Source organism: Vibrio sagamiensis NBRC 104589 (genome assembly GCF_007990935.1).
GTDB classification, from domain to species: domain Bacteria; phylum Pseudomonadota; class Gammaproteobacteria; order Enterobacterales; family Vibrionaceae; genus Vibrio; species Vibrio sagamiensis.
In genome coordinates this window covers 1-5,898 of record NZ_BJXJ01000077.1, presented here as the reverse complement: position 1 = coordinate 5,898, position 5,898 = coordinate 1, and the positions used below count along the sequence as shown (strand labels likewise).

General features: G+C 39.8%; 8 protein-coding genes. 3 read left to right on the top strand and 5 right to left on the bottom strand.

Translation table 11 applies throughout. The features are described 5' to 3' along the window. Nucleotides 1-489: 489 nt before the first annotated feature. The 5 genes from VSA01S_RS19050 to VSA01S_RS19030 form a co-directional block, all read right to left on the bottom strand. Nucleotides 490-861 carry a hypothetical protein gene (locus VSA01S_RS19050; protein ID WP_039983140.1) on the bottom strand — a complete coding sequence of 124 codons (372 nt, stop codon included), beginning with the start codon at nucleotides 859-861 and terminating at the stop codon, nucleotides 490-492. A gap of 99 nt (nucleotides 862-960) precedes the next feature. Continuing rightward, nucleotides 961-1,473: a hypothetical protein gene (locus tag VSA01S_RS19045; protein WP_145993913.1), complete on the bottom strand. Its 513-nt coding sequence runs from the start codon at nucleotides 1,471-1,473 to the stop codon at nucleotides 961-963. Next, nucleotides 1,460-1,777 carry a hypothetical protein gene (locus VSA01S_RS19040; RefSeq protein ID WP_039983139.1) on the bottom strand — a complete coding sequence of 106 codons (318 nt, stop codon included), beginning with the start codon at nucleotides 1,775-1,777 and terminating at the stop codon, nucleotides 1,460-1,462. The genes VSA01S_RS19045 and VSA01S_RS19040 overlap by 14 nt, the downstream gene beginning before the upstream one ends. 324 nt (nucleotides 1,778-2,101) lie before the next feature. Beyond that, nucleotides 2,102-2,599, bottom strand: coding sequence for a DUF4865 family protein (locus tag VSA01S_RS19035; protein WP_039983137.1), 498 nt, complete (start codon nucleotides 2,597-2,599; stop codon nucleotides 2,102-2,104). A gap of 34 nt (nucleotides 2,600-2,633) precedes the next feature. Then, a complete protein-coding gene (locus VSA01S_RS19030) occupies nucleotides 2,634-2,933 on the bottom strand; it encodes a carboxymuconolactone decarboxylase family protein (protein ID WP_039983136.1) in 300 nt (99 codons plus the stop codon). Nucleotides 2,934-3,041: 108 nt separating this feature from the next. Here VSA01S_RS19030 and VSA01S_RS19025 point away from each other — a divergent pair, with 108 nt between their 5' ends. The 3 genes from VSA01S_RS19025 to VSA01S_RS19015 all read left to right on the top strand — a co-directional run bounded on the left by VSA01S_RS19025 (nucleotide 3,042) and on the right by VSA01S_RS19015 (nucleotide 5,809). Further along, nucleotides 3,042-3,917 carry a LysR substrate-binding domain-containing protein gene (locus VSA01S_RS19025; protein ID WP_039983134.1) on the top strand — a complete coding sequence of 292 codons (876 nt, stop codon included), beginning with the start codon at nucleotides 3,042-3,044 and terminating at the stop codon, nucleotides 3,915-3,917. A 265-nt stretch (nucleotides 3,918-4,182) separates the two neighbouring features. Continuing rightward, nucleotides 4,183-4,614 (top strand): CesT family type III secretion system chaperone, encoded by a 432-nt coding sequence (locus tag VSA01S_RS19020; protein ID WP_039983132.1) that lies wholly within the window; start codon nucleotides 4,183-4,185, stop codon nucleotides 4,612-4,614. Between the two features lie 7 nt (nucleotides 4,615-4,621). Beyond that, nucleotides 4,622-5,809 carry a hypothetical protein gene (locus tag VSA01S_RS19015; RefSeq protein ID WP_039983131.1) on the top strand — a complete coding sequence of 396 codons (1,188 nt, stop codon included), beginning with the start codon at nucleotides 4,622-4,624 and terminating at the stop codon, nucleotides 5,807-5,809. Nucleotides 5,810-5,898 lie beyond the last annotated feature (89 nt).

Here is a 5,898-nt window from a genome sequence, read left to right as displayed (position 1 = left end):
TTCAATTGATAATCAATAGGTTAGTGAGATATATTTAACATTAAATTTCAAGAGGGGCATTTTTCGTGTTTTATGCCCCTTCGGCACATTTCTGGACAATTATTAGTTTCGGAAAATAGAATATTAGCAATTAATGAATAACTAAAAGTATGGCAAATAGCTCAACCTTCCCCAGAAAGTCACTGGTTGAACAATGCAATCTTACCTCTTGCTGTTAGCATGCCATGGCTTGCGTGGGGATTAGTCGACCGATCTAGCCGAGAGGCATTTGACAATAAGGATAATGGCAAAGGTAATCAGAGGGGAAGAGACGGTAGAAAAAATAGCTAACTGATTGATAAGGTTGCTATCGTAAGCTTATGTTAGTGTTGTTCGCCTTGAGAAAAGTCCCAATGCGACATGCTCTTCAAACTGAGTTGCACAATCTACTTAATAAAGTGGCTTAGGGCTTGTTCAACATTCGAGGATTGGTGTTGGCTAATATACACTTCAATCCCTATTGTATGTGCGCAGCTCAAAATGAATACCTGAGCTCTCAAACTCTATGCTCCCAAAGCTACCAACAACCTTGAAATATGATCGGCTCTTTTCGAAATATTTTATATTTCCATAGTCTTTTGAGTCATCAGGATCTAGGGCTGGCTGTATATCACTTTGATTCAAAAGCCCAGTAATACTCGAAACATTGTCAAACAGAAGAGAGCCCAAACGATAGCAAGTATACTCACCTGCCTTTGGAGTTTTATAGTATTCAGACTCAGGCCAGATGCTGAACTCTAGTTCAATTTCCAAAGTTTGATTGCAGTAGTTCCAACCCAAAACAAATGAATCTTGAAGTTCTACGCCTACGAGAAAATCCATATTTCTCTCCAAATACATAATGCCGCCAGCACGCGTGCCAGAAAGTGGCGGCCAGTATTTTTAGGCCGTCGTTTTGTGGCATCGCTGTGACTGGCCTTGTTAGCACTTTCGTCGCTCATTTTCTTTGTTTAAATCTCTAATACCTGGAGCATTTTTTAGCAAACTTTTTTGAAGCTCATCAGGCATACCAATAAAAAGTGTCGCACTGCTATCCCAGCATACTATTTCAAATAGTGAATTTTCTAGCTGTTTTTTGGGAATGCCGGACCAAAAATCAGAGTTACCATCAGCATACGGTTTTTCGCTAGTAAATGGTGAAGTACCTTTTGGGTACGCAGATATAACAGACCAAACAAATTGGTAATTGTATTCACATAGCCTTCTGGCTAATTCTTCACCTTCCACCCAAGAGGGATCATCCAGCTCATCCCAACCCCCATCAACATCCGAGAAATGCCAATCGTAATCTTTAGCTTCTATTTCCAGCCAAGAAAAAACATCAATAAGACTGGTAAACCAAGGTATGTTTCGATTATTTTTCTGTATGTAGTTCATCATCATTGATTGCTGCCGCTTGTTATGCACTGCTACTTTAAAATTAAAATAACTCAACACTTCGAGCCCAGAAAGTAATTGAACCTGTAGTGGCCTCGAAATCGCCAACATAAACAGTTAGACCATCCAAACCATGCGAAGACACATCTTCAAAGAACATTCCCCCGGTGGCTTGTGGGAAACCTTCTTCAATCTTTAGCTCTTGTGGACCAGTAAATCTTAACTTCTTTACAAGTCCATCTCTCTCTAGATGGAGCTCAATAGTTGAATCTCTATGTTCATAAACATTTACATCATACGAGAAATAAACAATTTCATAAGTAAACGGGGCATTCAATACTTTATGATCAATACGATCCATATTTCAATTCTCTCGCTTAACATTTTATTCGTGCGCATGCGCGTTTATGTCGTTAGACCAGTGAAAACGCGCACACTTAACTATATGTAAATTAATAAATTACCAGCTTTGTACCAAATATACTATCTGGATAAACGCGCAAAACTTTTCTCTATATTTGTTTCGATATTTGGAAATTCTAAATATTACTGTGAAAATATACAGAAATTATGTTCAGTGATGACGAATTTTAGATCACTTATTCTAAATAAGGTTTTGGACAAAAGTGTGTTATGGCTTAGGTCAAAACACACTTCATTATATTAGTGAACCTAATGCATTTCATTACTCAATATCATTTTGACCATGAGCAACATACCCCACAGAGTAAACTTCACCGCTACTACCATTAATACCTTCTGAGCTACTCAACCACGTTAAACCGAGCGTTTCCCACGAGGTATAATTTAAGCCTTTTACATCTGTATGTTGACTAACTTTATTATGAATATATGCAAGAGAATGGTGCGAACCAGGAACCGTTGGCTCGTCGTCAACGAACCAAATATCAACCTTTGGGCGACCGAATTGTTCGCAAAGAGCTTTGAATCCATCACTTTGGAGAAATAAGACCATTGCGTGATGATCTCTCCAAACATAAAATGGAGCGTAACTATTTACTTGATTTTCATATCTTTTATCGTCTTTACGCGAATAAAGATAGGCCTTAAAAATTAACCCTGGGAACCCATCTAACAAGTGACCTTTTTCTGTAATTCTTTTTTCAATAGATTCCATCGGATAATCGGATGGGAGAACTATTTTATATTGCATAGCGATCATTTCTATCTCCTAATTACTGCATACTCACTCTAATCTAAGCCTTAGTATCACTGACACGTGTAATCGCGCTGACAGCAGCAGGCCATCCAGCATAAAAAGCTAGATGAGTGAATATTTCTGCTAATTCTTCATCATTGATACCGTTAGTTCTTGCGAGCTCTATATGATAAGGCAATTGTTCAAGCCTTCCTAACGAGGCTAGAGCTGAAATTGTAATGATACTTCTCTCTTTCATAGCGAGCTGTTTTCGCTCCCAAATTTCACCAAATAGAACATCTTTGGTTAACTCGTTTAACTTTGGCGCAATCGCTAATATATCTTCGTTATTACTCATTTCATCACTTCCGATTTCAAAACTGATGTCTATAATGACACCTACTGATAGTTCGAAAAATCAAAACATTCAGGATAATCAATTCATAAATTTAGGACTATTAATGATATGAAAGACACTGTATTGGATCTGCAGGCTCTAAAAACATTCGTACTTGGCATTGAATATAAAAGCTTTGCTCTTGCTGCAAAACATCAACACAAGTCAACATCTGCTGTGAGTGCACATTTAAAAAAACTAGAAATGCAGACTAATTCCACACTAGTAAAGAAAGAAGGTCGATATCTATTACCAACAGAACAAGGAGAATACTTATTGAGCTACGCGAAGAAAATGCTTGCTCTAAACGATGAAGTGTTAGAAACATTAAGGTGCATTGATTTGCGAGGCTCAGTACTTGTGGGGCTACAAGAAGATTTTGCACAGGGAATCCTAACTGAATGCTTAGGACGTTTTACTCGCATTAATGAACAAATTCAATTGAATACAATGATCGAAAGGTACGCTAGACTAATATCGGCGATTCAAGATAGTTCACTCGATATATCAGTCACTTGGCAAGGAATTGAGCACACTCCATACTCTGATATTATCGCACATACTCCTGTACATTGGGTTTCCTCACCAGATTTTCCCTTCGATCATTTTGTAGAAAAAAATATCCCCTTACCATTGGTAGTGGTTGAACCAAACTGCCTTTTTAAACAAAAAGCTATAGAAGCTTTGGATGCTGAAAGAATAAAATGGAAAGTTGTGTACCAAAGCCAGAGCCTAAGTGGTATTTGGCCTGCTGTGAATGCAGGTATAGGTATTACAGCTCGAACAAATATAGGTTGTCCTACTTCCCTCAAAATCATCAACAAAGGATTACCAAAAATGGGAAATATTGGCGTTCAGATTCATCGTTCACAAGAAGTAACTGACAACGTGAAGGAAAAGTTGATTGATCTAATAACAAGTGCGATTAAGTCAAACTACAGCTGACATGAATAACTTTGATTAAGGCAAAATATCATATACAGAATGTGAATGAGTAAAAGCACTAAACAACTTTGGGGCATTTTCGTGTTTCATGCCCCGTAGGCACAGTTTTGGACAGAAACACGTTAGAGTTTAAGGTCTAACTAGCTCGATATGAGCTTGTTGCAACAAGCCCAGAAATATAAAAAATAAAGTCTACCTCTTATAGCCGGAGTTTTCAGGCAGGTTAATCTTACCCCTGAAATCATAAAAAATAATCAGAATTAAGATGGACAGAGAAAGTATTGTTGAATCCTGGCTAAGGAATATCAACGAGCAGCTAATCCTAAATGACCGCCGATGCCATGCGGTAGCAGATGAGCACGCCCTTTTGCTTGAGCTCTCCGAAGATGGGCAGGATCTCTTGTTTTATGGTGAGTTACTGTATGTTTCTGAGCCGGATGAGTTGTTTTTACTCCGCCGCGGGATGGAGCTGAACGCGCGACAGGATATTATGAAACGTTGCTGGCTATCGACGGACCAGAACAAACTTATCCTCGTTCACAACGCAAACCTCACAGACTGCGATGAAATCGATTTTGAGAACACCTTGAACAATTTCATTGCGCTTATGAGCACTATAAGATCCCAACTAAGCTCAGTAGTAGAGCCAGTAAATGAAGCAACTATTTCCTATTCCCAGCAGCTTATAAAAGGATAAGTTTATCATGACAATTGGATTAAACATTTCACACTCGAATGGTGTTACTAATGATTCAACTCGACCGGCGAACTCACATCAGCCAAAAATCAATCCTGATCTAAATGAATCTTTAAAGCGCATTGCACCTTCCGGAGCATCACTGAAGCATCCTTCCTTGAAACAAAGTGTCGCTGCAACCAAAAGTGTCGCCGTAACGATAAGTATGGATGAAGCGATGACCACAATGAAGGATATGAACAAAAATAAGGCGCAGGGCTACTTTACCCTACATGACGGGCGGCAATACGAAATTCAAGGTGGACAAGTTCTCCGACAAAATAAAGGCGGAAGGTCAATTCAGGTAAGAGAAGGCACCGTTAAAATAATGCAAGGTAAGTCGCCATCATCTTCGGATGCTAAGAAGCTGACAGAGGCACTGCATGAACCGGTAAGCTTCGTGCGTTCATGGAAGAGTGCGGGATTTACGCCCCCTACTTCTGTAAGTGGAGAAATGGGAATTCGTGGGCATCAGTCAAAACAAGATTTTCAGTTTATTGTTCACACCGCAAACATACGTCAACTGGTGGAAGGAACAGGAATATTTAGCATTGATGCAGAAAAGGCAATGTCCTCCTGGGATGTGATATGCACCAGCATCGTCAACCAAGATAAGACCTTCACTTATGGTTCAGTTGGTGTAATTCTGAAAGTCCCAGAGCAAAATGTTCTCGCGGCCAGCCCAGAGGATCTGATGTCCGAGCCCAATGTCGGTTTGATTGACCGTACCGATCGACTTGTCAACGCACCAGACGATGATGAAGCAAAATCCCTTTATGAGAGCATGCCTAGTTTTAAACGTTCAGGGTTACTGAAAGAAGAGTTGGCACGCCATCAAAAGCACACTAACACACCAGATGAAGTACTGGAGAAAACTCGCAGGGAGCGAAATGAAATTCTTATCTGTACTTCTGCAGGCGTAAATATTCACGAGGGCCATAAAGCGACCGGAAAAGTAGAAATAGCAGGATTTTTCCTCAACGACGACAGCAGAACACCTATTGGTGAGGTGGACTGGAAAGGAAATGCTATTCCATCCCAAGATGAAAAGTACGCTCTATTTAAAAAGCATGCTGAACCCCTAGCTCATAAACTCGGTGTGCCGATCATCTACTTAAATGGCACAGCGGATACTTACGAGAGCATGGTCGATTAACGAGCTTGTTGCAACAAGCCCATGGATACAAAGCCTTGTAAAGGCTCTCTTTTGCCAAAAAATCAGCGTTAAAAGGGAGTACAGGAGAG

Excerpts from the sequence above, each read along its gene's own strand:
- VSA01S_RS19050 (WP_039983140.1), bottom strand. The coding sequence starts at position 861 with ATGGATTTTCTCGTAGGCGTAGAACTTCAAGATTCATTTGTTTTGGGT.
- VSA01S_RS19040 (WP_039983139.1), bottom strand. The coding sequence starts at position 1,777 with ATGGATCGTATTGATCATAAAGTATTGAATGCCCCGTTTACTTATGAA.
- VSA01S_RS19035 (WP_039983137.1), bottom strand. The coding sequence starts at position 2,599 with ATGATCGCTATGCAATATAAAATAGTTCTCCCATCCGATTATCCGATG.
- VSA01S_RS19030 (WP_039983136.1), bottom strand. The coding sequence starts at position 2,933 with ATGAGTAATAACGAAGATATATTAGCGATTGCGCCAAAGTTAAACGAG.
- VSA01S_RS19025 (WP_039983134.1), top strand. The coding sequence starts at position 3,042 with ATGAAAGACACTGTATTGGATCTGCAGGCTCTAAAAACATTCGTACTT.
- VSA01S_RS19020 (WP_039983132.1), top strand. The coding sequence starts at position 4,183 with ATGGACAGAGAAAGTATTGTTGAATCCTGGCTAAGGAATATCAACGAG.
- VSA01S_RS19015 (WP_039983131.1), top strand. The coding sequence starts at position 4,622 with ATGACAATTGGATTAAACATTTCACACTCGAATGGTGTTACTAATGAT.